Here is a 24,507-nt window from a genome sequence, read left to right on the forward strand (position 1 = left end):
GCAGCCCCCCGCCGCAGAGCCGCACCCCGCGCAGGCCCCCGCCGCAGAGCCGCCCCCCGCGCAGGCCCCCGGCGCACCGCGCTCCGCCGCCCGGGGGAGCGCGTCCATACCGTCCATACCGTCCATACCGTCCATATCGTCCATCCCGTCCATCCCCCCCATCCCCCCCACCCCCCCGCGCTACCCCGAGGTCTCCGCCAATGCGGCGCTGGTCCTGATCGGGGTGGCCTGCGCCCTCCTGGACCGCCAGCTCTCGGCGCAGGCCGACGCCTTCGGGGAGGAGGGGGGCTTCACGGAGCGCCTGTACACCCACCGTCAACGCCGGAGACGCGACGCATGACCGCCTCTTTTTCGGAATCTGTCGTGGAGGACGCCGCCCTCTCCTGGCTCGGCGCCGCCGGGTGGCGCGTGGCGCACGGTCCGGACATCGCGCCGGACTCGGCGGGCGCGGAGCGCGCGCACTACGGCCAGGTGGTCCTGGAACGGCGGCTGCGCGCCGCGCTGGCGCGTCTCAACCCGGCGCTCCCCCCGGAGGCCCTGGACGACGCCTTCCGCAAACTAATGCACCCCGAGGGGCCGACGCTGGAGACGCGCAACCGCGCGCTGCACCGCCTGCTGGTGGACGGGGTGACGGTGGAGTTCCGCCGCGCGGACGGGTCCATCGGCGGTGCGCAGGCGCGGGTGATGGATTTCGACACCCCGGACACCAATGACTGGCTGGCGGTCAACCAGTTCACGGTGGTGGAGAACAAGCACACCCGCCGCCCGGACGTGGTACTGTTCGTCAACGGGCTGCCACTGGTGCTGGTGGAGCTGAAGAACGCGGCGGACGAGAACGCGACCCTCTGGTCGGCCTTTCACCAGTTGCAGACGTACAAGTCGGAGCTGCCGGCGCTGTTCGCGTACAACGCGCTGCTGGTGATCTCGGACGGGCTGGCGGCGCGGGTCGGCACGCTCACGGCGGGGCGGGAGTGGTTTAAGCCGTGGCGCACGGTCCACGGGGAGGCGCTTGCCCCGCCCTCCATGCCGGAACTGGAGGTCTTGGTCGGGGGTGTCTTCGACAAACGCCGCTTGCTCACCCTGATCGGCCATTTCCTGGTCTTCGAGGACGACGGCGGCGGCAACCTGGTGAAGAAGATGGCGGGCTACCACCAGTTCCACGCGGTGAACACGGCGCTGGCGGAGACGCTGCGGGCGGCGCGGACGCATGCGGGGGAGACCCAGGGCCGCTATGAGTCCGGAAGGCAGCCCGGCGGCGAGCCGGGCGACCGCCGCGTCGGGGTGGTGTGGCACACACAGGGTTCGGGCAAGAGCCTGTCCATGGCGTTCTACGCGGGGCGGGTGATCCGCGAGCCCGCCATGGAGAACCCGACGGTGGTGGTGCTGACGGACCGGAACGACCTGGACGACCAGCTTTTCGGCACCTTTTCGCGGTGCGCGGACCTGCTACGCCAGCCGCCCGCGCAGGCGGAGAACCGGGCCGACCTGCGCGCGAAACTGTCGGTCGAGGCGGGCGGCGTGGTGTTCACGACGATCCAGAAGTTTATGCCGGAGGAGAAGGGGGACCGGCACCCGGTGCTGTCAAACCGACGCAACATCGTGGTGATCGCCGACGAGGCGCACCGGAGCCAGTACGACTTCATTGACGGGTTTGCCCGGCACATGCGGGACGCCCTGCCGGGCGCGTCCTTCATCGGGTTCACGGGGACCCCCATCGAGCTGGTGGACGCGAACACGCGGGCCGTGTTCGGCGACTACATCAGCGTGTACGACATCCAGCGGGCGGTGGAGGACCGGGCGACGGTGCCGATCTACTACGAGAGCCGCCTGGCAAAGCTGCAGTTGAGCGAGGCGGAGAAGCCCACCATAGACCCCGATTTCGAGGAGGTGACGGAGGGCGAGGAGGAGGCGCGCAAGGAGAGGCTGAAGAGCCGGTGGGCGCAGCTGGAGGCGGTGGTGGGCGCGGAGAACCGGCTGAGGCTGCTGGCGAGGGACATTGTGGAGCACTTCGAGAAGCGGCTGGAGGCGATGGACGGCAAGGCGATGGTCGTGTGCATGAGCCGCCGGATCTGCGTGGAGCTCTACCGGGAAATCTCGGCGCTGCGCCCGGACTGGGCGCACGGGGACGACGACAAGGGGTGCCTCAAGGTGGTGATGACGGGGTCGGCGTCCGACGGCCCGGAGTGGCAGGAGCACATCCGCAACAAGCCCCGCCGCGAGGCGCTGGCCGCGCGGTTCCGCGACGCCGGCGACCCCTTCCGGATCGTGCTGGTGCGCGACATGTGGCTGACCGGGTTCGACGCGCCCAGCCTGCACACCATGTACCTGGACAAGCCGATGCGCGGCCACGGCCTCATGCAGGCCATCGCGCGGGTGAACCGGGTGTTCCGCGACAAGCCCGGCGGGCTGGTGGTGGACTATCTCGGCCTGGCGCAGGAGCTGAAGGAGGCGCTCGCCACCTACACGGCGAGCGGCGGCACCGGCCGGACGGCCATAGACCAGAACGAGGCCGTCGCGCTGATGCTGCAAAAATACGAGGTGTGCTGCGGCCTGTTCCACGGGTTCTCCTGGGAGCCGTGGACGACCGGCGCCGCGGCGGACCGGCTCGGCCTGCTGCCGGCGGCGCAGGAGCACATCGTGGCGCAGGAGGACGGCAAGAACCGTCTCTTCGGCGCGGTGCGGGAACTGTCGCAGGCCTTCGCGCTCTCCGTGCCGCACGAAGAGGCGCTGCGCATCCGCGACGACGTCGCCTTCTTTCAGGCCGTGCGCGCGGCCCTCGCCAAACGCGCGGAGGGCGGGCCGAAGTCCGACGAGGAGCTGGACCACGCCGTGCGCCAGATTGTGTCGCGGGCGGTCTCTTCAGACGGGGTGATTGACATCTTCGAGGCGGCGGGGCTCAGGAAGCCCGACATCTCGATCCTGTCCGACGAGTTCCTGGCCGAAGTGCGCAACATGCCCCAGCGCAACCTGGCCGTCGAGCTGCTGCGCAAGCTGCTGACCGGCGAAATCAGGACGCGGCAAAAGAAGAACGTCGTGCAGGCGCGGTCGTTCCTGGAAATGCTGGAAAGCGCCCTGCGGAAGTACCAGAACCGCGCCGTTGAGGCGGCCCAGGTGATCGAGGAGCTGATCGCGCTGGCGAAACACATCCGCGAGGCCGCCGCGCGGGGGGAGGCGCTTGGGTTGACGGAGGACGAGGTCGCCTTCTACGACGCGCTGGAGACCAGTGACAGCGCCGTGAAGGTGCTGGGCGACGACACGCTGCGGGCCATCGCGCGGGAGCTGGTCGCCACGGTGCGCCGGAATGTGACCATAGACTGGACCCTGCGCGAGGCTGTGCGCGCGCAGCTGCGCGTGCTCGTGAAGCGCATCCTGCGCAAACACGGCTACCCGCCGGACAAGCAGGAAAAGGCGACCCAGACCGTGCTGGAACAGGCCGCGCTGCTGTGCGCGGAGTGGGCATAGCGCCCGCCTACTGGGCGGGGGCGTCCTGGGCGCAGCGGAAGCCGTAGTCCTCGCGGGTGGCGTCCATGCGGTCGAAGTGGCGGGAGGCGCAGCGCGCCTCAAACTTGCCGGTGAGGTAGGATCCGCCGCGGAGCACGCGGAAGATCTGGCCGTAGTCCTTGGTCACATCCTGGTTGCCGGGGTAGGCGTCGTACCAGTTGGACACCCACTCGTAGGCGTTGCCGGCCATGTCCACGCACCGGTACGGGGAGGTGCCGTTGAAGTACAGGCCCACGCGGACACGGCGGGCGTTGCCGGCCTCTTTCGTGTTGGCCATGCCCTCCTCGAAGGTCCAGCCCCAGGGGTACTCCCGCCCGTCGCTGCTCCGGGCGGCCTTTTCCCACTCCTCCTCCGTGGGCAGGCGCTTGCCGACAAGGGAGGCGTAGCGCATGGCCTGGGACCAGGAGACGCCCGTGGCGGGCCAGTTCTCCTGACCCTCGGGGAAGCTGTGTTCCGGAAAGACCGCCTTGTAGTCCTGGTTCGTCACCTCAAACTTGTCCATGTAGTAGGGCTTGAGGCTCACCACCCGCTTCGGGCGCTCGTCGGGCGCGCGGTCCTCGTTGCCCATGGTGAAGTCGCCCCCGGAGATCAGCACCATGCCCGGCGGCACCGCGCCCGGGCTCATCTGGAGCTGCACGGTCTCGGTGGCGTTCGCCGCCAGCGTGACAATTTTTTCCTCCTGGACAAAGCCCGGCGTGTGCACGCTCACGAGGTAGCTGCCGGGGAACAGGGTGAACCGCGAGGGCGTGGTCTGCGCCTGCGCCACGTTGTTGATCCAGATCTTCGCGCCCGTGGGCCGCGAGAACACCTCCATCTGCGCCTCCATGGGCTTCAGCTCGTGCTTGAACTCGAGCTTGAAGTTCTCCTCGATGGTGAAGGCGTTGGTGATGGGGTAGTAGTTCTCCAGACGCAACTCGTAGGAGTAGTCGCCCACCTGAAGCGGATACCCAAACACGGGGGTGGAACCGACCTTTTCCCCGTCCACATAGATGTCCGCGCCGATGGGTTTGGACTCCACCGAGACGGTCCCCATCAGGGGCTCCATGGCGATGGTGAAGGTCTCCTCGGGCTCCCCCTTCACCACAATGTCGTGGAAGGTGCGCTTGTAGCGGTCCAGGGTCAGCAGCACCTCGTACTTCCCCGCCGGAAGCCCCTCCACGGTCACCGGCGCGGTGCCCCGGTCCTCCCCGGCGACCAGCACGGCGGCCCCGGCGTCGGGCGCGCTCTCAATGATGATCCGGGTGGCCGGCTTGGGCGGCTCTTTGGGGCCGCATCCGGCCAGAAAAAGCACGGCGCACAGGGCGACACCCCACCCGCTGCGCCCCAAGCCTCCTCTGCGTGCGCCCCCCACCTCAGGAAGTCTCTTCCCCATGGCGGATGAATCCTCTCAACCGGCACAAGCAGAAATATGATGACTGCGAAACAGAGAAAAAAGTGCGGCAACCCGCGACCTTGTTCACAGTATACCATCCTTTAACGCGATTCGCATTATGTTTCTTCCTCTTCCGCGCCGCGGCATTGGTGGTGCCAATGTTCCGCCCGGACGCAACCTCGCGCCCCTGGGCATGGTCTAACCTCCGGCAGTTTCGGGACCCGACGGGTCCGCGCGCCAGAAACAACCGTGCCCGCGGGCACACACGGAGAGGGACGGCGGCAATGTCAAACACAGCGGGGCGGTGGGCGGTCCTTTCCCTGGCGGGCGTCCTTTTGGTGGTCCTGCTCTCCTGGTGGATGTCCCTGGCGCCGTCCGCCCTGCCGGAAACCGCCCCCCCCGAGGCCTTTTCAGCCCACCGGGCCATCAAGCACATTGAGGCCACCTGCCAGGTGCCGCATCCGGCGGGCTCCAAGGCCAACGACGGGGTCTGCGCCTACATCCAGGAGCAGCTCGCCGCGATGGGGGTGGAAACCGTCCTGATTGACGGCCCCGCGGGCGGCCGGCACGGGCAGTCGCTCACCTGGGAGCGCGCGGTGCTGGGGCGGGTCCGGGGCACCGCGCCGACCAAGGCCATCGCCGTGGACGCGCATTTCGACTCTGTGCCCTATGGCCCCGGCGCGGCGGACGACACGTCCGGCATCGCCGCCATGCTGGAGACGGCGCGCGCGCTGAAGGCGGGGCAGCCCCTCAAGAACGACGTCATTTTCTGCTTCGCCGACCAGGAGGAGTTCGGCGGCGACGGCGCCCGGGCCTTCATCGGGCATCCGTGGTTTGAGGAGGTGGGGCTGGTGCTGGGGCTGGAGACGCGCGGTGTCAAGGGGCCGGGGCTCATGTTTGAGAGCACCCGGGAGAACGGGTGGATCATCCGGGAACTGGCGAAGGCGGACGTTTCCCCCCGGACGAACTCCATGATGACGGATTTCTACCGGCGCATGCCCTTCGGCAGCAATTTTGACCAGTACAAGAGGCACCGGCCCGGCTTCAATGTGGCGTACATTGACGGGTTCGCCTATTACCACATCTCGCTCGACAGCCCGGAAAACGTGAGCCTGAACAGCCTCCAGCACCACGGCGCCTACATTCTGGGCATCGCGCGGCATTTCGGCAACCTGCCGCTGGACGGCGACCTGAGCGCGCCCGACGCCGCCTATTTCAACCTGCTGGGGGACTGGATGGCCGTGTATCCCCTGGCCTGGAACCGCCCGCTGGTCCTGCTGGCGACGGCGCTCTTCCTCGCGGCGCTGGTGTTCGGGCTGGCCGTGCGGGGCGTCCGGTTCGCGGGGCTGCTGGGCGGGTTCATGGCCGCCGCGGGCACCCTCGTGCTGGCCATGGCGCTGTGGGCGCCCGGCGCGGCGCTGGCCTTCCTGCGCTTCAAGGAGATGGCCCTCTACTCCAACAACGCCTACTGCCTGGCCTTCGCGCTGCTGGCCTTCGCCGCCCTGGCGGCGGCGGCGGCCACGCTCTGCCGCGCCCTGCGCCCGGCGGAGATGGTGGGCGGCCTCATGCTGCTCTGGACGGCCGTTCTCTGGGGCATGCACCTCTACGTGCCCGGCGGGGTCTACGCCCCCGTGTGGGTGCTGGTCTTCGGCGCGCTCCAGGTGGCCGTGCTCGCCTGGGCCGGCCGCGGCGGCCGCGAATGCGCCCCCGGCGCGCTGGCCGGGGCGGCGGCGCTCACCGTGCCGTCCGTGCTCATCGTCTTCCCCATGATCCCCATCATCGGCTACGCCCTCACGGCCATGGGCGCCTTCAGCGTGGCGGCCCTGCTCATCCTGATCTTCTTCCAGCACACGCCGCTGCTCGCCGCCACCGGGGACCGGTTCCGCCGGTGGGCGCCGGGCGCGCTGGTCCTCGCCGGGCTGCTGGTCTACGGCTTCGCCTTCTACACGAACCTGCCCGGCCCCCGCACCCCCAAGCTGAACTTCCTCTCCTACCTCGTGAACTTCGACAAGGGCGAGGCCTGGTGGGTCAGCGCGGACCCGGAGCCCGACGAGTGGACCTCCCAGTTCTTCGCCCCCGGCACCTCCCGAGCGCGCATCGGCGAGATCATGCCCGGCAACGAGCGCGAGTACCTCAAGGCCCCCGCGCCCCTGGACCCGCTCGGCCCGCCGCGCGTCGAGGTGTCGTCCGACCGCGTTGAAAACGGCCGCCGCATCGTCGAGGGGCGCCTCGTCTGCCCGCGCGACGGACAGCGCGTGACCGTGCGGGCGCTGTCGGCCACGCCGGTCCACGCCGCCACCGTGGCGGGTGTTGAACTCGGCACCGGCGCCCCCTTCTCCTTCCACCTGCGGATCATGGACAAGGCGGGGGTCGCCCTGCGGCTGGAGAGCGACCCCGGCGCGCCCATCGTGCTTGAGGTCCGCGAGGAGTCCTACGGCATCCCGTCCTTCCCCGAGGTCAAACCCCGCCCCGACTGGATGGCCACCGAGCCCAACCGCGTCATAGACCACCGCCGCCCCCTCCACAGCCACCACACCGTCACCCTCTGCACCATTGACTTGGGCACGGGGGCTCAACAGGCAGCCGAGTCGGATGAACAAAACTGGGACGAGGTTGAGACAACAGTGCTGGTCACTCCGCCCATCCTCTGACCGGACGGCCCCATCCAGGGCAATCGCACTGAAATGTCCGGCAAGAAGGGACGAATGCCCCTTGTGCCCATGAGCTGGTGTTGTTTGTCCCAACGGCTGCCGTGTGGGTGCCGTGCTGAGGGATTCCTCGGGCTCACCTCGCATCCATGAGTTGGTTCTATTTGTCCCAACGGGACATCCGAATATAGCCCAGGGCAGGCCGCCGCCCGAAGGGCCAGGCCTGCCCTGGGGAGGAGGCCCCCCCAAAAGACTTGCCCTGAAGGGGCAGCCGAAATTCCACGCACCTGAGAGAAGACGAGGCAGGCGGGACGCCTGCGGTACGGAAGGCACCCCGCCGGCCCTCTTCGTACCGCAGGCGTCCCGGCGGCCTTGTCTTTGGGTGCCCGCCACAGGGGCGCGGCCTTCTGCTAGAATAGGCGCTCCGGCGGCGGCGCGGGCCGCGGGCCGGGGGAGAAGTGAGCCATGCCCTTGCGCGTTGTCGTCCTGCTGTCCGGAAGCGGCACCACCCTGCAAAACCTGATAGACCACATCGCCCGGGGCGCGCTCGACGCCCGGATCACCGGCGTGGTGTCGTCGCGGGCGGGGGCCTACGGCCTGGAGCGCGCGCGCCTCGCGGGCATCCCGGCGGCCACGGTGCCCCGGAAGGCCTACGCCGACGATCAGGCCTTCAACGCCGACCTGTGGCGCGAGATCCGCGGCATGGGCGCGGACCTCGTGGTGCTCGCCGGGTTCATGTCCCTCATCACGGTGCCCGGGGACTTCCACAACCGCATCGTCAACGTGCACCCCGCGCTCATCCCCGCCTTCTGCGGCCACAGGATGTACGGCCACCACGTCCACGAGGCCGTGATCGCCTTCGGCGTCAAGGTCTCCGGCGCCACCGTCCACTTCGTGGACGACCAGTACGACCACGGCCCCATCATCCTGCAGAAGAGCGTGCCCGTCCTCGACGACGACACGCCGGACACCCTCGCCGACCGCGTGCAGGCCGCCGAACGCGAAATCTACCCGCAGGCCCTCCAGCTCATCGCCGGGGGCAGGGTCACCGTCGAGGGCCGCCGCGTCCGCGTGCGATAGGCGCCGCCGACCCCGCAAAACGCGCGCCGCAAAAACCCAAGGCGCTATACTGTCCGCAGTCAAGGAGGCCGCTTGTCATGCTGAAACGACTTTTCCGATGGCTTCTGTTTCCGGCGGTGCTGCTGCTCGTGGTGCTGATGGGCGCGCTGCACGCGGTGAACCTGGGGTCCGTGTTTGAGTGGGGCAAGCCGCGCCCGGAGGGCAAGCCGACGCCGCGCCCGGAGGGCATGGGATGGGTGGACCTTTTGGACGCGGAGCACGCCCCGCTCTGGAAGAACCTGGACGATGACAGGAAGGTGTTTGAGATCGAGGCCGGCGTGCTGCACATCCTCGGCGAGTCGCTGCACCCGCTCCACTACGCCACGTACACGGGCGAGGAGTTTTCGGACTTCGACCTGCATCTGGAGTTCAAGCTGTCCACGCCGCGCATCGCGCCCCTGGCGGCGCTGATGGTGAACCCGCAGATCATGTGCAACAGCGGCGTGTTCCTCCGCGCGCCCGTGGGCGACTCGCCCCTGCGCGGGTTTGAGATCCAGGTGCTGGGGGATTACGGCTGGCCCGCGACCAAGAACGGCACGGGCGCCATCTATGACGTGGTGAGCCCCATGTTCAACCTGGCCCGGCCCACCGGCGAGTGGAACAGCTACGACATCTCCCTGCGCGGCTCGGAGGTGACGGTGACGGTGAACGGGTGGAAGGTGATAGACACGGACTTCGCGCAGATGACGGAGCCCATCGGGAAGTTCAAGACGCCCTACGCCGAATTGCCCAAGGCCGGGCGCATCTCCCTGCAGGACCACGGCGGCGAGCTGTGGTACCGCAACATCCTGATCCGCCGCGCGGAGGGCCCGGCCGCGACGGTCAAGCGCGCCATCACCAATCTTGTGAACTAGGGGCGCGCGCGGGCACGCCCGCGCGAAGGAAGGCGGCAGTCTTTCGCGGGAGTCCACATCGTCCACACAGTCCACCCCGTCCACTCTGGACGATGTGGACGATGTGGACAGGTGGACAGGTGGACACCGCTTTCCCGTCACCCCTTTTCGCGCAGGAAGGCGGTGATCTTTTCGGCGTGGTCGCCCTGGATCTCCACGAGATCGCCGAGGGCCTTGCCGCCGGCGGCGCAGTGTTTCCGCAGGGCCGACAGCAGCGCCTCGGCGTCGCCGGAGACGTTGCGCACGAGGGTCATCACCTTGCCGCCCGCGCGGCGCTCGACGGAGACCGGGTAGCCCCCCTTCTTCGTCTTGGCCACGTGCCAGGGCGGAGGCGCGCCCTCCGCCTTTTCGGCCTGGACCCGCGCGGCGGCTGCGGCCACGTCCTCCGGCGCGATGCCGGGCACGGCGAGGCCCGCAAAGGGGTTGTGGGTGAGGGATTCCTTTCCGGGGGTGTCCGGGGTCATGGGGTCTTCTCCTCCGGCGCGGGCCACTCGCAGACCGCCAGATCGCCCGCTGTCAGTGTCACAGTCACCCGCCCCGGCCCCTCCGCCGCCACCGGCGCGGGAACGCCGTCGGCGCGGAACAGGCGCGGGGCCGCGCCCTCCGGCAGGGGGTAGTCCGGCGTGTCCAGGTTCAGGGCCACGGTCTGCGGCGCCTCCGTGATGTTGGCCAGCACGACAGCCACGCCGCCGTCGGCGGCGCGCCATGCCGAGGCCAGCACGCCGGGCGCGGGCATGCTGTACTCGCGGACCCGGTCGCGCCGTCCGGCGTAGATGGACAGGCGGGACACGGGGATCTCCGACGCCGGAACACCAGTCTCGGGCGGGCGCAACATGACGCCGTCACGCAGGTAGGCGAGCGCGGCCCGACGCAGGCGGGCGGCGCGCACGAAGAAGTCCGTCTCCTCCGCGCGCTGCTCCAGCAGCTCCGGTTTGAAGTTGGCGAGGCAGGGCTGCTGCCCCCAGAGAAGGGCGCGGGCCTGTTCCAGGCGGAACTGCGCGGAGAATTTGCGGTCGAGGAGGACGAGGGGCTCGGCGGGCGCGAACTCCGGGGGCCACAGCTCGTCGTAGGGCGGCTCGGTGAGGGAGGCGTAGTTGCCGAAGAGGAGGGCCGCGTCGTTGTACACGGCCTGGAACAGGGGGACGGGCTCCCACTCTCCCGGCGCGGCGTAGCGCTCGCGGCTGACCTGGAGGCTGAGCATGAGGTCGAGTCGGGGCAGCCACGCCTCGCCGCAGCCCTCGCCCGCCAGGGTCGCCTCCGTGCGCCGGGCGCAGCGCGCGCGAATGTCCTTCTCCAGCGCGGCGAAGCCCTCCACCCACCACGACCCGCCGCCGCGCGGGTGCCCGTGCGACACGTCGTAGCACGCGCAGCTCGCGCAGGCCTGGTCCATGTAGATGCCCCCCGCGCCGAACTCCGCCACGGCCTTTTCCGCGAGCCCGGCGTAGGTGTTCCGCCAGAACGCGGTGCCCATGCACATGGGCGTGCAGGCGGCGTTGTTGAAAATGTTGTAGACCTCGCGGCCGATGGCACCGTCGGGGTTCTTCACGGCGAAACGTTCGGCCCGCTCGGTCTTCCAGCTCTCCGTCTCCAGCCCCCAGAGCCGCTGGTTCATGTAGAGGATCGCGTGGACGCCCTTCGCCTCCGCCGCCGCCAGGGCCGCACGGAACGCGTCGCCGCCCTCGCGCGGCGGGAAGTACTCCGGGAACCCCGTGTCGTAGGCGCAGCCGTGCCACCAGTGCCAGAACACGCTCACGGGCAGCCCGGTTTTCTCCGCCAGCGCGGTCGCGGGCGGCAGCACCCCCGGCGACTTGCCCCGGTTCCACACCCACAGCGCGGTGTCCGCCGCCCACGCGGGGACCCTCCCCAGCCGCTTGCGGCTCTGGTCGGCCCAGAACCCCGCCGCAGCCCCCGCGCGGTAGCGCTCCGCCGCGCCGAACCAGCCGCCGCGGAAGACGGCGATGTCGGCGGCGTACTCCGGCGCGAAGCGGCTGCCGCCGCCCTTCCCCGGCAGATGGGCCATCTCCAGGCCGACACCGCCCGCGCCGTCGCCGCAGACCGCGAAGAGCTTGCGGTGCGCCCCCGTGTCGGCGCTGGAGAGCATCACGCCGGGGCCGGTGTCATTGCAGAAGGCGACAAACTGCATGGACAGGAGGCCCGGGTATTCCCATGCGCGGCGCGCGGGCTGCGGCGGGTCGCCGGGGTTGAGCAGCCGGCCGGGGTTGCGCGCGAGGGACCCCATCCACTCCGGAACGGCCAGCGCGTCGCCCTCGCCGGGGCGCAGCCCGGCGACGCGGGGAAACACCACCTGCCGGATGCGGTTGAAGGGAAGCCCCGTGACGGCGAAGGTGAGGCGGAACGCGCCGTCCGCCGGGACCACCTCCGCCTCGACCCGCGCGTCGAGGGCGCCGTCCTTCACGCTGAACCCGGACCACGCCAGGCGCAGGCCGCCGTCCGCGGACGGTTCCACGGCAACCGTTTCCGCGCCCGAAGCGCGGAGCGCCCCGCCGTCGTCCAGCGTGAGGGTCCACAGCCCGTCGGGGTGCGCGCCCTGGACAAATTCCCGGCCCGTGGCCATGTCCCGCAGGGAGACAATGCCGCCGGTGGCGGGGTCCAGGGCGAGGGCCGCGCCGCCCGACTCCAGCACCGCCGGGGCCTCGGAAAACGCGGCGGCGCAGGCCAGGAGGATCGGGAGGACAATCCAGGAAAGGCGGCGGGAGGAACGCATGCAGGCTCTCCTTCATGAGGTTGCGCGACAGGACGCCCCATTATACCCGGCGCGCGCCGCCGGATAGATCGGACGCCAAGAAACGGGAAGTTTTGCCCTCTTCCGTAGCGCAGGCGTCCCCGCCTGCCCTGTCTTTCATCCAGCCACCGGTTTGGCTTCCGGCCCGAAGACAAGGCCGCCGGGACGGCGGCGCCACGGAAGGACGCCTTTCCGTCCTCCCCCGCCGTGCCCCGCGGCGGGAACGGTTTGGGAACCGCACGGCGGGCGTGGTATCTTCAAGGGATGAAACGCATGCTGACAGTTGCGGTGTGTTGGGGTGTGCTGGTGTGCGCCGCGGCGGCGTCCTTTGCCCAGCCGTCGGCGTTCCACCCGGAGGCGGAGACTCCGCCGAAACCGGCGGCGCCCGCGGCGCCGGAGGCCGCACCCCCCGCGCCCGCTCCTGAAGCGGCCGCCCCGGAGGCCCTTCTGGCGGCGATGTCCCTGCAGCGCCGGGTGGCGCAGCTCATGATGATCAGCATCCAGGGCACCAAGAGCCCCCTGCCGGAGGAGCAGCTGTTCCTCAAGACCCTGGGGCCGGGCGCGGCGCTGGTGCGCCGGGCGAACAAGCCGGGAACGGTGGTTGCGCTGACCACGCAGATCCGCATGCTGTCCGGCGCCGGAAGCGTGCCCCCGTGGATCGGCACGGACCTGCACGAGCTGGCCGCCGGGGATCCCGGCGGGGGGGCGTCGCCCTTTCCGGCGCTGCCGTCGCTGCTGACGCTGGCGGCGGCGAACGACGACGACACGACGCGCCAAATCGGCGTCCTGCTGGCAACGCATCTCCAGGCGCTCGGGTTTGACCTGTGGATGGGGCCGCCCCTGAGCCTCGCACCGGGCCCCGGCCTCGGCGGCGGGTCGGTCAACTGCCTCGGCGGCGACCCCGCCTTCGTGGCCCGCGCCGCGGGGATCCTGATGGACTGCCACCGCGCCCGCGGCGTCGTCTGCCTGCCCATGGGCTTTCCCGGCGGCGCGCTGAACCGCGAGGACCGCGGCGCGGCGGTGCTGACAACCGCCCCCGCCCAAATGGACGAACAGGACCTGCTCCCCTTCCGCAAGGCCGCCGAGGCGGACGCGCCGATGATCCATGTGGGCAACACCTACGCGCCCCTGATCGACACGGCGGGGCGCCCGGCGTCGCTGTCGCCCGCCATAATCACGGGGCTCCTGCGCGGGCAGCTGGGCTACAAGGGCGTGGTGGTGGCGGGGCCGATGGACGCCCCGGAGATCAGCTCCGGCAAGGACCCGGCGGAGGCGGCGCTGGACGCCCTGCGGGCCGGGGCCGACATGCTGCTGTGGCAGGGGCCCTGCGGCCAGCCCGGCCGGACGGTGGAGCGGATCGTCCAGGCGGTGACGCAGGGGGAGCTGCCCGCGGAGGTGGTGGACGCCGCCGTGCTGCGCGTGCTCCGGGCGAAACAGTCCCGGCCAGTCCCGGCGGAGAAGGCGGAGAACGCCGAAAACCTGTTCCGCAAGAACGACCTCGGCCGGGCGGTGGAGCAGGCGGAGCGCCGCGCCATCACCCTGCTCCATCAGACGGCCCCCGTGCTGCCGCTTGACAGGGACCTTTCGACCCCCGTCGGCGTCACCGGCACCGTCGGCACGGAGGAGCTGTGGGAGGCCCTCCGGAAGCCGCTCAAGCATGTGTCCATGCAGCCCATCACCACGGCGCGCCACATCGGCGACATCCAGCGATTCGAGATCGAGCGCCTGACCAAGGGCATGGGCGGATTCAGGACCATCATCTGCGTGCTGTCCGACCGCGAGCGCGTGGAGACGCAGATCGAGCTGGTCCGCGCGCTGAAGACCAAGGCGCAGTCGCTGGTGGTCGTGTACCTCGGCTGGCCGGGCAACGCCCACCGCCTCGGCGACGCCGACGCCATCCTCCTCGCCTACGGCACCGGCGACCGGCCCGGCCACGCCATGAACGCCGTCGCCGACGTGCTCCTGGGCAAGGGCCCCGTCGGTTTCGCCGACCTGCCCGAAACCATCGCGCTCAAGGCCGGCGAGGCGCGCACCTTCAGCGTCGCCGACGTTGCCCAGGTCCCCTCGGGCCGCCTGCCCGTCGCGCTGTCGGAAAAACTGCCCGCAGGGCACGCCGCCCGCTTCGCACCCGCCAACGCCGTGAAAAAGGCCGAATGGACCTTCGGCGACAAGCGCGTCGCCAAACCCGCAGCCCCCTTCACCTTCGAAGCCCCCGGCACCTACCCCGTCACCGTCACACTGACGGACCAGCAGGGCGAAAGCCGGACCAGGACCTTCCAGGCCGTGGTGGAGTAGGCGGGGGAGGGGCCAAGCCCTTTGTTTTTGTCCATTTCGTCCATGCTGTCCATGTTGTCCACAGCGCGAACTCCATGGACTGTATGGACGGCATGGACTCTATGGACAGCGAGAACCCCGCCCCCGCTTTTCGTTGACGGTTCTGCCCGTTTTCCCTACAATGGGAGGTACACGGATTCAGGAGCCGTTCACTATGCGCCCTGCCATGACTTTTCGCTGCGTGATCGTTGTGTGCCTCTGCGCCTGCGCCGCCGGAACGGCGGAACCGGCCAAGGTCTACGCCGACCGGCCCAACCGCATCTCATTCGAGCCGCAGACGGCGCAGTTTGTCCGCTTTGTCATCCACCAGAGCAGCGTCGGCGCGGCGTGCCTGGACGAGCTGGAGGTCTACGGCCCGGACAAGAAGGTCAATCTCGCGGCGCAGCCGGGGGCGGAAGCGTCGGCGTCGGCGTGCCTTTCGGGGTATCCGCAGCACGCGGTTGAACACCTGAACGACGGGGCCTACGGCAACGACAAGAGCTGGATCGGCGGCGACGGGCCGGGGCAGTGGGCGCAGATCCGGCTGGCGGCGCCCGCCGAAGTGGCGCGGGTGGTCTTCTCGCGGGACCGCCTGCGGGATTTCGCCGACCGCGTGCCGACGGCCTTCGAGGTGCTGCTGTCGCCGGACGGCGAGACGTGGACCACGGCGGCGTCGGTGACGGCGGAGGCCGGGCCGGTGCGGCTGCGGTCGCAGGGCGGCGCGCCGGGCATCCCCTCCCCTCCCCCGCCGCCGAAGGCCGCGCATCCCGCCTCCACCGACGACACGGCGCTGGACCCTCCGCACTACGCCTTTCTGGCGGAGGAGCACGCCTGGCTGAAGACGTACGGCCGCGCGGACCTCGACCCGCGCCTCGTGCCGTACAACGGCCGGGTGAAGGACTACCCCCGCCACCGGGGGGACGACGCGGTGCCCCTGCCGGAGCTGGCGGCGGCCCCGCCGCTGGACGCGCCGCCGGACGGCGCGGCATGGCGCGGGGCGTCGCGGGCCGTGGCCCGTGTGGCGCACCCCTATGACTTCGACCGGGGGCCGCTGGTGGAGCATGCGCTGCGGGCGGGATGCCACGGCGGCACGCTGTGCCTCGCCCTGCGGGTGGACCGTCTCCTGAGCGCCCATGTGGCGGTGCTGTCCACGCCGGACAACGGCGCCTGCGGCGTGGTCGCCGTGAAGGGGAACCGGCTGGTCTTCCGCGACTTTTCGGAGGGGGATCCGCCAAAGGAGCAGCCCGTGGAGGGGCGGTTCAACAGGGACCTGACGGAGTTCTCCCTGCGCCTGCCGCTGGCGTGGTTCCCCGAATGCCGCGAGAAAGGGCTGCGCGTGGGCCTCGGCATGGGGGGGCGCCACACCCCCGCCGACGGGCGGCCCGTGCTGCTGGCCTTTGCGCCCTTCGCCCTCGCGGAGGAGTCCCCCGGCGGCGGCGGGTTCCGGGTGCGGCTGACGGCCGCGCCGGGCGGGGAAATGGTGACGCTGCGGGCTGACGACGGGGAAGGAGAGAAGACACTTGCCCTGCGCCCCGGCGCGTCCGAGGTGCTGGAGGTGGCCGCCGCCGACGGCCCCATCGGCCCCGAGGCAACCCTCACCGTGCGCGATGCGGAGGACCGGGAGCACGTCCTGCGCCTGTTCCGCTACGACCCGCTGGCACGCACGCTGGCGCTGTTCGGCGACATGCTGGACCGCTTCGAGGCGCGGGGGCTGGATGTGAAGGCGGAGCGCGCGCAGTGGGACGCGTTCGCCAGACGCCGCGCGAAACTCACGGCGAAGGGGCGGCCCGACGCCGCCGCGCTGCGCGCCGCCTTCTTCGAGGCGCGCACCGCCAAGCGCGCCCTGCTGCTGCGCGACCCCGAAATCACCGGCATCGGCCGCCTGCTCTTCGTCAAGCGCAACGCCTTCGAGCCGTCGCACAACTACAGCGACTACTTCGACTCGGCCTACCGGCCCGGCGGCGGCGTCTGCCTGCTCGACATCCCCCGCGACGGCGGCCGCTGGGCGCCGGACCAGGCGCGGGTGACGGAGCTGTTCGCGTCGGGCGGCGGCATCGCGCGGAACCCCATGGCGGACTTCGACGCGTCGCGCGTCTACTTCTCCTACCGCCCGGAGGAGAAGGGGTACTACCACGTCATGTCCATGGCCCCCGACGGCTCGGATCTGAAACAGCTCACGGACGGCCCCTTCCACGACCTGTGGCCCTGCCCCCTGCCCGACGGCGACCTGGCCGTCATCAGCACGCGCTGCACGGCGCGGTTCATCTGCTGGCGTCCCCAGGCCTCCGTGCTCTTCCGCATGAAGCCCGACGGATCCGAGTTCACGCCCCTGTCCTTCGCCAACCTCACGGAGTGGGCGACGTCGGTCATGGACGACGGGCGGATCATCTGGACGCGGTCGGAGTACCAGGACAAGGGCGCGGACTTCGGCCACACCCTGTGGGCCGTGCGCCCCGACGGCACCTGCCCGGAGCTGGTCTTCGGCAACACCATCATCCAGCCGAACGGCTACGCGAACGGGCGGCAGGTCCCCGGCACCAAGGAGTTCTCCTGCACCCTCATCTCGCATTTCGGCGACCTGAACGGCCCCATCGCCCTCGTGGACACGGGGCGGGGGCGCTTCACCCGCGACGCCATCACCAGCCTCACGCCCGAGGTGCCCTGGCCCGGCATGTGGCCCGACAACGAGTGCTTCCGAGAGGCGCACCCCGTGGCGCGCGACTACTTCCTCTGCGCCCACGCCCCCCGGAAAACCTTCGGGCTCTACCTGCTCGACCGGTACGGCAACCGCGAGGCGCTGCATTTCGACCCCGCGATTTCCAGCATGTGCCCGACGCCGTTCGCGGCGCGGCCCAAACCGCCCGTCCTCGACGGCGGCAAGCCCGTCGAGGACGCCGCCCCGGAGACCGGCGAGTTCATCATGCAGGACGTGTACGCGGGCCTCGGCGCCGCCGTGCCGCGCGGCGCGGTGAAGTACCTGCGCGTGGCCGAGGAGGTGCGCGCCACGCTCGACCAGATGCCCGACGGCACCTACCGCGCCGACCACCCGGAGTTCCAGGACTGGTACGCCACACCGGTGCACAAAGTGTCCGGCCCCCACGGCTGGCCGACCTATGTGGCCAAGGCGTCCCACGGCATCGTGCCCGTGGAGCCCGACGGCTCCGCCCGCTTCACCGCCCCGGCGGGGAAGGTGCTCTACTTCTCCGCGCTAGACGAAAACTACAACGAGCTGCAGCGCATGCGCAGCGTGGTGCAGCTCCAGCCCGGCGAGACGCGCGGCTGCGTGGGCTGCCACGAAAGCCGCCAGCAGGCCCCGGTCCAGCACCGGCGGCTCCTGGCCCAGGCACCCCGGGCTCTGACCGTCGCCGACTGGGAAGGAAAACCCTTCTCCTACGAGGAGGTGGTCCAGCCCGTGCTCGACAGGCACTGCGTGTCCTGCCACAACCCGGAGCACCCAAAGGGCCTCGACTACACCGGGGTCCTCGACGCCGACAAGATCCCGGCGTCCTACCGCACGCTCATCGAGAAGGGGCTGGTCCACTACGCCGACATGGGCTGGAACTCCGGCGGCTGCGAGAAAATGGAGCCCCTCACCCTCGGCACGCTCAAGAGCCGCCTGTGGGAGAAGCTCAACGCGGGCCACCAGAAGATCCAGCTCACCCCCGACGAGACCCTGCGCATCAAGACCTGGATAGACCTCAACTGCCCACTCTGGCCCGACTACAAGAACCGCCTCGAACGTCCCGGCGAGACCGAGCGCCTGGCAAGAAGCGGGGACGGCGGGCGGTAGTGCCCTTGTCCATGGCGTCCATGGAGTCCATACCGTCCATGCGCTGACCCGCACGGACCCTCATGGACGATATGGACGCCATGGACGATATGGACCGGCATCCCCGCCTTGCCGGGGCGGGGCAGTTTCGTGGTACCCTGCGGGTTCGTGCCTAACCCCAAAGGAGACTTCGCCATGACCCGTGAGGCCCCCGCTGTGAAGACCGTCCGCGTCGGCCTGTTTGGCATTGGACTGGACACGTACTGGCCCCAGTTCCCGGGGCTGCATGACCGGCTCTGCGGCTATCTGGAACGCATCCACGGCCGGCTGGCGGCGGCGGGCGCGGAGGTGGTGGACGCCGGGCTGGTGGACAGCGTGCCGAAGGCGCGGGAGGCGGCGTCGCTGTTCCGCCGGGAGGAGGCGGACATCCTCTTCCTCTACATCTCAACCTACGCCCTGAGCTCGACGGTGCTGCCGGTGGTGCAGCGGGCGGGGGTGCCGGTGGTGGTGCTGAACCTCCAGCCCTCGGCGGCGCTGGACTACGCGGCGTTCAACGCCCTGGGCGACCGGGGCCTCATGACGGGCGAGTGGCTGGCAAACTGCCAGGCCTGCTCGGCGCCCGAGATCGCCTGCGTCTTCAACCGCGCGGGGATTGACTACCACCTGGTCACGGGCACGCTGGACGACCCGGAGGCGTGGCGCGAGATCGGCGCGTGGCTGGACGCGGCGCGGGCGGCCAACGGCATGCGGGAGAACCGGGTGGGCGTGCTCGGCCACTACTACTGCGGCATGCTGGACGTGTACAGCGACATGACGCAGCAGGCGGCGGTGTTCGGGTGCCACTTCGAGCTGCTGGAGATGTGCCGGCTGCGGGAGCTGCGCGACGCGGTGACGGACGCGGAGGTGGCGGCCAAGCTGGCGCAGTTCCGCGGCGAGTTCGAGGTGGCGCCGGAGTGCTCCGCCGCGGAGCTGGCGCGCGCGGCGAAGACCTCGTGCGCCCTGGACGCGCTGGCGGCGCGCCACGGCCTCGGCGCGATGGCCTACTACTACGAGGGCGCGCCGGGCAACGAGTACGAGAACATCGTGACGTCGGTCATCGCGGGGAACTCGCTGCTCACGGCGCACGGGGTGCCCGTGGCGGGCGAGTGCGAGGTGAAGAACGTCCAGGCGATGAAGATTCTGGACCTCCTCGGCGCGGGGGGCTCGTTCTCGGAGTTCTACCTCATGGACTTCGCGGACGACGTGGTGCTGCTGGGCCACGACGGACCCGGCCACATGGCCATCGCCGACGGCCCGGTGAAGCTGGTGCCCCTGCCCATCTACCACGGCAAGCCGGGGCAGGGCCTCTCCATCGAGATGAAGGTGAAGAACGGCCCCGTGACCCTGCTCAGCGTGGTGCAGGACGGCGCGGGCCGCCTGAAGCTCCTCGTCGCCGAGGGCGAGTCCGTGCCCGGGCCGATCCTCCACATCGGCAACACCAACAGCCGCTACCGTTTCCCCATCGGCGCGAAAAACTTCGTGAACGCGTGGTCCGCCGCCGGGCCCGCCCACCACTGCGCCATCGGGATCGGCCACGTGGCGGACACGCTGGAAAAGCTCGCCTCCCTGTGGAAGATCGAGTGCGTGCGGGTCTGCTAGGCGCGCCGATGCGGCAGAGGTTTTTCGTGGGCGCGTCTCCGCGGCCGGGCGACGTTTCGGATTCTGGGGCGTTGGCGGGCATGAGATTGCTTCGCTTCGCTCGCAATGACGTGTGTTTTCGCGGTCATTGCGAGCGAAGCGAAGCAATCTCGTGCCCGCGAGGACTCGCCCCCCCTTCCAGGGGGACCGAGAGGGTTTACACTGCGGAAAGGTGATTGCCATGCGCATACTGTTGCTTGCCGTCCTGGCCCTGTCCCCGTTCACCGCTGCCGCCGAATCGTGGCAGATTGTCCTCGGTGCGGAACACCGGGCCGACGAGGCGGTCCGGGTGGCCGTGGAGGACCTGACGGTCTACGGCAAGAACTTCGGCATCGTCTTCGAGGCCGTGTCCGACGAGGCCTTCGGCGAGGGCAACCTGCTGGTGGTGGGAACCGCCGCGCGCAACCGCCTCGCGGCGGACCTCGAAGCCCCGCAGCCCCCGGAGAACCCCGATGGCTTCGCCATCCGCACCGTGACGGCGGACGGGCGGCGGGTCATGACGGTGGCGGGCGGGTCGGTCCTCGGCGACGTGTACGGGCTCTACTGGGTGTGGGACCGCATGCGCGTGGCGCGGGCGGTGCCGGACATCACGGCCACGCGCGCGCCCGCGGTGCCCGTGCGGCTGGGCGGCGCGTGGGGGCGCGGCGGCGGGGCGGGGTCCTCGCCGGAGCGGATGCGCCTCGCCCTGCGGTACAGCTACAACTGGGTTCCCGGAACACCGATCCTCGACCTGGTGCCGTGGGACTCGGAGCCCGAGGCGTCGGTGAACGCGAAGAACCGCGAAGCCGCCCGGGAGCTCATCGCGTATGCGCACTCGCTGCACATGAAGTACTTCAGCTTCGCCAACGAGTTCACGTTCCATCCCTCGCTGCTGGAGGCGGCCGGCGCGGCGCTCTCGCCCTGCGACCCGAAGTTCTGGGACGCGCTCCAGGAGAAGTTCCGCATGCTCCTCACGGCGATGCCGGAGCTGGACGGGGTCGAGCTGTGCAACGACGACATTTCGGGGTTCTGGGACGCGTACCAGCCCTTCGACGTGACGCGGGACGCCCCGGAGTGCGACTGGTCGTACACGAAGCGGTTCAACACCTTCGTGCGGAAGGTGCACGAGGTGGTGGCCGGGGAGTTCGGCAAGACCTACTTCCACTTCACCTGGGGCCTGCGCGAGCATGAGATCCACTGCCAGCCGGAGGTGTACAAGGCGGTCTTCAACGCCGACATGCCCGTGGACCACTTCTACGCCATGCCGAAGATCACCCGGGGCGACCGGTGGTGGCACCAGCCGTACAACGCCACGTTCAACCTGACGCCGCACGAGACCGTCGTGCTCTTCGAGACGATGAACTACCACGAGGGCGGGGCGACGCGCATGTTCCCCACCTTCTCCGGCGAGTACTTCCAGCGCGGCCTCCAGACCTTTCTCGCGCCGGAGAACAGCAATGTCCGCGGCATGGCCGCCCTCGCGGGCGCGGGCACCGACGACTGGGGCACCACGGGCGCGCACAGCTACATCCTCTACCGGCTCATGTGGGATCCCAACGATTCCATGGACGACATCGCGCGGGACTTCTGCGCCATCCACTTCGGCGCGGCGGCGGCGGAGGACATGGCTCGGATTCTCCTGCTCACCCCGACGGCCCACCAGTACGGCCTCCACATCGAGCCCATCTCCTACGGCCAGTTCAACTCGTTCCTGCACATGCGCGTGGGCACGTTTCCCGCCGACGGCTACCCCGCCATTGACGGCGGCAAGGAGCATCTCGCCTTCCTGCGGCGGGTCTACCTGCGCTGCGTGCCGTGGCGCGGGCCGACCCTGCGCGCCCTGGCGCAGGGGCTGGAGACGGCGGACGACATGACCGCGCGGTATGCGGACGCGCGCGGCAAAATCGCCGACCCCGCGCTGGCGGAGGAGTTGGGCATCCGCCTCGCCATGACGCGCAACCTGATCCGCACGAACATCGGCTATGTGAAGGTCATGTTCGCCTATTTCGACCAGATGGACGCCCCGTCGCCGGAACACCACGCCACGCTGGCGGAGGCGCTGGAATGCCTCACCACGGCGAAGGCCGACTTCCAGGCCACCCCCGGGTTCAAATTCGACCTGTTCGGCGTGAACGCCCTGCAGCGAAACGCCGAGGACGCGCTGAAGGACACGGAGGCGGCGCGGGAGCGCCTCGCGCGCGTCCCCAACCGGCGGGAGATCGAGGCGCTCATCGCGGACCAGCAGCGCCGCTACCGGGAGGTGCTGGAGGCGCAGAAGGACAAGGCGAGACTGTTCGCCCGCTTCGAGGTTCTGGTGGACGGGCAGGACATGCTGGTCCTGAAGGGGGACGGCTACCAGGTCGTCAACATCCGCTGGGACGGCGCGCATGTGCAGGTGGGCGACATCCACTTTCCCCTGCCCGAAAGCCCCGGCACCCTCGTGCCCAGGGACATTGAGTCGCGGCCCATGCACCCCTTCGTGCTGGAGCAGCCCTCGCCGGAAAACGGCCATCAGGCCAAGGTCTATCTCGACGACCAGCCCGGCGCGAACGGCTGGATGCGCTTCGAGCTCTACTGGATCCCCGAGACGCCCGAGGCCCTGGGGCTGGTCGTCCCCTGGGCCGGGGAAAAGTAGGCACCGGTCGGACAGGTCGGACGGGTCGGACCAGTCTGACAGGCCTGTGTTTTCTCTACTCTGTCGCGTGAAACCGGTACATGAACCGGCCCGGGGGCGCGGCGTCGCCGTGGAGGGTGAATTCCAGAATGTCGCCGTCGGCCTGTGTGTTGTCGGCCCACTTGAAGCCGAAGTCGAGACGGTCGCCGGGTTTGAGCCCCAGCGCCTCCCTCGGCACCGCGAGGGTCAGGCGGGCGCCGTCAACGGTCCACCGCGCCGTGCCGGCGGGTGTCCAGCTCCAGCCGCCCGCGCAGCGTTCCACCGTCGCCTCCGCGCCGTCCCGCGCGCGGTTGACCAGCAGGTCAAAGCCCTCCCAGCCCGTGTCGGCGCGGCGGTCCAGGTTGAGGAACAGCCGCATCCACACGCCGTCGGCGGGCGGGGTGAGGGCTTCGCGGGTCCGCGCCAGGAACCACACAAAGCGGTCGTCGCGCGCCACGCGGCACTCCACGATGTTGTTGCGCAGGGTGGCGTTCACATACCGCCCGGCGCTTCCCCAGCCGGGATGGTCGCGCGGCGGCAGGCCCGCATGGTTGCGGTAGACGGGCGTCACGGCGTCCCATTGCGCCGCGCCGTCGTCCGGGGCAATGGACACGCGCGGCCCGGCGGCGGGCTGGGGGCGCGCCCCCTTGTACCGCCGGACGCGGTCCACGAGCTGGTGGTAGTAGGCGTCCGTGTGTCCGCCGCGCATGGGCTCGATGTCGCGGCTGTTCTCGTGGTTGAACTGGTCCACGAACATGACGGGCTCGCGCACGCCCGCGAACTCGTCAAAGCGCATGGCGATCCACTCGTTCCATCCGGTGACGAAGACAAACTTCGGGTCCTCCGCCAGCGCGCGCGACCACTGCTCCGCGAAGTTGAACCCGTGCCACGCCGCGTCAGGGCGCGTGTCCCAGGCGCCGCCGTGGAAACTGCGGCCCAGCGCGCCCTTCTCCGACAGCGCGCCGAGGCGCCCGTTCACGGCGTTCTGCGCGACGCCGACGGTCATCTGCTCCTTCCCGCCCGCGCGGTTGGGAAACACATGCTGCGGGTGGACCTCCAGCCAGCCCCACTGGTCCGGGCCGCTGGGTCCGGTGAAATAGGACGGCTCCGGTTTGCGGAAGGTGAAGAAGTCCTTCACGGAGTCGTCCACCTTCGCCGGGTCGGCCAGAATCAGCGGCTTGCCGTCCCACAGGAACCAGAGGTCGCGGTGAAGGCCCGGCCCGTAGAGGTCGGCGTGGAGAGTGTCCACCACCTTCCGGGGATCCCAGAATGGCGTGAGAAACGCGATCTGCGGCGTGCGCTCCCCGGCGGCGCGCAGGTCGGCGTAGACCGCGCACAGCGCCAGATAGTTCTTCTGGTAGGTCTCCTGGTTGGTCACGTCAAAAATGACGACGTCCACCTGCGCGTCCGCGAGCATCTGCGCGTGCTTTCCGATGACCCAGGGATCGTCGGAGAGGTAGTAGCCGAAGAGCGGCTCGCCCCAGTGGTGGAAGGCGTGCATGGGCCCCCAGGCGGGGTGGCTGGCGTCCGCCATCGCCTCCGGATGCGCCGCGAGGATCCTGCTGATGTCGTGCGGCCCCGACTGCCCGTGCGCGCCCTGCCACAGGAAGTAGAACATGCCCACAAACCGCTCCGCGCGCGGCGCGGGGGCCTCCGGCGCGGTCACCGCCGCCCGCCCCAGCACGTCCACCGCCTCCCATGTGTCGGCCATGAGGTCAGCGGCCTCGGCAGGAGTCTCCACCCCCACAGTGGGACACAGCAAAGCGGCAAGAACAACGCACCGAAAAACGCGGGAGAGAACGATCATGTGTCAGGCCCTTTCAAGAGCGGCCATTCTCGC

The 24,507-nt window shown here is 70.0% G+C and carries 13 protein-coding genes; 9 read left to right on the forward strand and 4 right to left on the reverse strand.

Going from position 1 to position 24,507, the window contains the following annotated elements:
* Both GXY15_08025 and GXY15_08030 read left to right on the forward strand, forming a co-directional pair.
* On the forward strand, positions 1–340 hold a 340-nt coding region (locus tag GXY15_08025), incomplete at its 5' end, for a hypothetical protein (protein ID NLV41162.1).
* Positions 337–3,462 carry a type I restriction endonuclease subunit R gene (locus tag GXY15_08030; GenBank protein ID NLV41163.1) on the forward strand — a complete coding sequence of 1,042 codons (3,126 nt, stop codon included), beginning with the start codon at positions 337–339 and terminating at the stop codon, positions 3,460–3,462. The genes GXY15_08025 and GXY15_08030, both read left to right, overlap by 4 nt.
* A gap of 7 nt (positions 3,463–3,469) precedes the next feature.
* Here the strand turns inward: GXY15_08030 and GXY15_08035 are convergent, their stop codons facing one another.
* A complete protein-coding gene (locus GXY15_08035; protein ID NLV41164.1) occupies positions 3,470–4,828 on the reverse strand; it encodes an SUMF1/EgtB/PvdO family nonheme iron enzyme in 1,359 nt (452 codons plus the stop codon).
* 329 nt (positions 4,829–5,157) lie between these two features.
* On the opposite strand from GXY15_08035, the gene GXY15_08040 reads away from it, so the two are divergent.
* The 3 genes from GXY15_08040 to GXY15_08050 all read left to right on the forward strand — a co-directional run bounded on the left by GXY15_08040 (position 5,158) and on the right by GXY15_08050 (position 9,494).
* The gene (locus GXY15_08040) at positions 5,158–7,524 is read left to right on the forward strand and encodes a M20/M25/M40 family metallo-hydrolase (GenBank protein ID NLV41165.1); all 2,367 of its coding nucleotides are present in this window, start codon (positions 5,158–5,160) and stop codon (positions 7,522–7,524) included.
* 462 nt (positions 7,525–7,986) lie between these two features.
* A complete protein-coding gene (locus tag GXY15_08045; GenBank protein NLV41166.1) occupies positions 7,987–8,601 on the forward strand; it encodes a phosphoribosylglycinamide formyltransferase in 615 nt (204 codons plus the stop codon).
* Positions 8,602–8,678: 77 nt separating this feature from the next.
* Positions 8,679–9,494 carry a DUF1080 domain-containing protein gene (locus GXY15_08050; GenBank protein ID NLV41167.1) on the forward strand — a complete coding sequence of 272 codons (816 nt, stop codon included), beginning with the start codon at positions 8,679–8,681 and terminating at the stop codon, positions 9,492–9,494.
* Between the two features lie 137 nt (positions 9,495–9,631).
* Here GXY15_08050 and GXY15_08055 read toward each other — a convergent pair whose 3' ends face one another.
* Together GXY15_08055 and GXY15_08060 are read right to left on the reverse strand one after the other, a co-directional pair.
* Positions 9,632–9,997: a hypothetical protein gene (locus GXY15_08055; protein ID NLV41168.1), complete on the reverse strand. Its 366-nt coding sequence runs from the start codon at positions 9,995–9,997 to the stop codon at positions 9,632–9,634.
* Entirely contained in the window at positions 9,994–12,258 is a 2,265-nt protein-coding gene (locus tag GXY15_08060) for a hypothetical protein (GenBank protein NLV41169.1), read from the reverse strand. Before GXY15_08060 ends, GXY15_08055 begins: the two co-directional genes overlap by 4 nt.
* Positions 12,259–12,549: 291 nt before the next feature.
* Between GXY15_08060 and GXY15_08065 the strand changes: the two genes are divergently transcribed.
* From GXY15_08065 to GXY15_08080, 4 genes are all read left to right on the forward strand, one after another.
* On the forward strand, positions 12,550–14,571 hold the full coding sequence (locus tag GXY15_08065; GenBank protein NLV41170.1) for a PKD domain-containing protein: 2,022 nt from the start codon (positions 12,550–12,552) through the stop codon (positions 14,569–14,571).
* 193 nt (positions 14,572–14,764) lie between these two features.
* Positions 14,765–18,379 carry a hypothetical protein gene (locus GXY15_08070; protein ID NLV41171.1) on the forward strand — a complete coding sequence of 1,205 codons (3,615 nt, stop codon included), beginning with the start codon at positions 14,765–14,767 and terminating at the stop codon, positions 18,377–18,379.
* Between the two features lie 174 nt (positions 18,380–18,553).
* Positions 18,554–19,996, forward strand: a complete 1,443-nt coding sequence (locus GXY15_08075; GenBank protein ID NLV41172.1) for an arabinose isomerase — start codon at positions 18,554–18,556, stop codon at positions 19,994–19,996.
* 220 nt (positions 19,997–20,216) lie between these two features.
* Positions 20,217–22,649 (forward strand): hypothetical protein, encoded by a 2,433-nt coding sequence (locus GXY15_08080; GenBank protein NLV41173.1) that lies wholly within the window; start codon positions 20,217–20,219, stop codon positions 22,647–22,649.
* A 55-nt stretch (positions 22,650–22,704) separates the two neighbouring features.
* On the opposite strand, the gene GXY15_08085 is transcribed toward GXY15_08080, so the two are convergent.
* Positions 22,705–24,378, reverse strand: a complete 1,674-nt coding sequence (locus GXY15_08085; protein ID NLV41174.1) for a hypothetical protein — start codon at positions 24,376–24,378, stop codon at positions 22,705–22,707.
* Positions 24,379–24,507 lie beyond the last annotated feature (129 nt).

The sequence above is a fragment of the Candidatus Hydrogenedentota bacterium genome (assembly GCA_012730045.1).
In the GTDB taxonomy this organism is placed as follows: domain Bacteria; phylum Hydrogenedentota; class Hydrogenedentia; order Hydrogenedentales; family CAITNO01; genus JAAYBR01.